The 1,935-nt window shown below is 33.3% G+C and carries 4 protein-coding genes; 2 read left to right on the forward strand and 2 right to left on the reverse strand.

Annotated features, from left to right (window positions below; all coding sequences use genetic code 11):
• Both PVV57_RS10130 and PVV57_RS10135 read right to left on the reverse strand, forming a co-directional pair.
• Positions 1-513, reverse strand: a 513-nt coding sequence (locus tag PVV57_RS10130) for a hypothetical protein (RefSeq protein WP_273784021.1), incomplete at its 3' end; no start/stop codon positions are given.
• A 10-nt stretch (positions 514-523) separates the two neighbouring features.
• On the reverse strand, positions 524-856 hold the full coding sequence (locus tag PVV57_RS10135) for a hypothetical protein (protein WP_273761006.1): 333 nt from the start codon (positions 854-856) through the stop codon (positions 524-526).
• 102 nt (positions 857-958) lie between these two features.
• Between PVV57_RS10135 and PVV57_RS10140 the strand changes: the two genes are divergently transcribed.
• Together PVV57_RS10140 and PVV57_RS10145 are read left to right on the forward strand one after the other, a co-directional pair.
• Entirely contained in the window at positions 959-1,279 is a 321-nt protein-coding gene (locus PVV57_RS10140) for a helix-turn-helix transcriptional regulator (RefSeq protein ID WP_273761005.1), read from the forward strand.
• A gap of 240 nt (positions 1,280-1,519) precedes the next feature.
• The gene (locus tag PVV57_RS10145) at positions 1,520-1,933 is read left to right on the forward strand and encodes a hypothetical protein (RefSeq protein WP_273784022.1); all 414 of its coding nucleotides are present in this window, start codon (positions 1,520-1,522) and stop codon (positions 1,931-1,933) included.
• Positions 1,934-1,935: the final 2 nt, after the last annotated feature.

A 1,935-nucleotide genomic window follows, 5' to 3' on the forward strand; every position in this document is an offset into this window, starting at 1 on the left:
TTCATCCTCTGGATTCAGTTTATTCTGTTGGTTCAATTTCTCAATTTGTTCATCAAGGTATTCAATTTCTGCTGTTAGTTTCTCTATAGTTTCACTTTTCTCATCCAACTTTTCTTCATACTCATCTATCTGTTGTTTAAGTTCTTCTTCTGATGGGGTAAACAAAATGTTCATGTATCTTTGGCTACGAACACGATCAACTTCTTTTCTTAGTCTGTATATAGTTTCATTTTTCCATTTTGATGTTTTTTCATACTCATCTAACTCCTGTTTTAATCCCTTAATTTCCTCTTCATATTTTTCTACATTCTCATCATATCCACTAATGATCTCTCTAATTTCTTTGCGTTCTTTTTTTAAAGCCCTAGCTGCAAATTCTTCATCTTCAATCTCCTTTTTAAGCGCCTTAACTTGATCTCGATAATACAAAGCAAAGCGAAACATCACTCCGCATAAAAGCAAGACTCCAAACACCACACACACAACGATCGCTATCATTTCATTTAAACTCATTTTGATCTCCTTAAGGCTGTAAATTATTACCCGCGTTATTAACGCCGGAACTTTTTGTAAATTTTGACATTGGGGGCATTTGTTGCTCTTGCATTAATGTCTGCAAGCGCTCGGGATAAAAAAAATCTTCTGGACGCAAATCTATCCCATGCTCACGGGCGTAATCTAAAAGTATAATTTGGTATTTAGCAGGTATAATTCCGCCTTTACCCTCTCGCTTTTCAAAAGGGTAAGCCCATTTTCTAATTACAATAACATTGCGATTAACAATATTAGCAACTTTTTTATACCCACCTAGATACTCAATTATGAGTTTTGCGGTTTTCGTATATGTTTTTATCATAGCGATAAAAATACGATATCCAAAATATTTAGTCAATACGAAAAACGTATCATTATATTTTTTATATTGTAAGGACTTTAAAAATAAGGAATAAACTTAATTATGATTAGGCAAAAAGAGCTAAAAATTTGGATAAAAAAAGAACTTGATAAAATGGGGCGAGGGAGCCAAGCTAAGCTTGCCGCCCATCTTGGTATAAGAAGACCAGCTATATCCAATATGATTAATCTTAATACAAATAGGGAAATGAGGGATATTAAGGCAGATGAATTAGTTAAAATTATGGAGTTTTTTAAAGATTCTTCACCTATTTCTGGACCTTACTCTGATGATTTTCTTTATTTATATTCACAAGCGAATGATTCTGAAAAGAAGATTGTCGAGGATCTTTTAAAATCTCTGCTCGCAGCAAGAAGTTCATAAAAGCTTTTTTCTCGCATTCGGTTAATTTATTTAGCATGATGGCTAGCTGCTTTTCTTTTATACTTTTTATCATAAACACCTCATTAACATTAATGATAATAAACAAAATCGAATAGGTTTTATAAAAATAAAAAAATACGTTTTTCGTATTTTATCTATTGACACATGATTACGAAAAACGTATTAATTTCTCCATATCCTATAAAACAACCGTTGCCAATAGGCTCTATGGAGGCATTTGTGAAGAAACCAGTGTTTATAAATTCTGATGAAATTCTCTTAGTCATCTGTGAAAATGAAGAACAAAATCTCGCTAAATCGGGTCCTTTCTTAGAAGAAAAGGACATGATCAAATTTATCGATAAAGCCGATAATGCTGTTCAAATCCTGCGGGTAGAAAAAACGACTAAACAGCGCGAAGATATCTCTGAAGAGATCGCAGAACTTTATCTTAAAGAACGTGAAGAAGAATGCTTTAATGAAAACATACCTCACGACTTTGTTCTACACAGCGGCGCATACAGTATTTTTTTAAACGAAATCAGATGGCTTGAATATCAAGACAAAATGTACGGGACTTATGAACAACAAAACAAGTTGCGTCTTTGTGATGTCATTCCAGACTATCCGTCATACTACATAAGGGGCTGTTAAGA

Origin of the sequence: Bartonella sp. AU15XJBT (genome assembly GCF_028618615.1) — a bacterium.
Taxonomy (GTDB): domain Bacteria; phylum Pseudomonadota; class Alphaproteobacteria; order Rhizobiales; family Rhizobiaceae; genus Bartonella.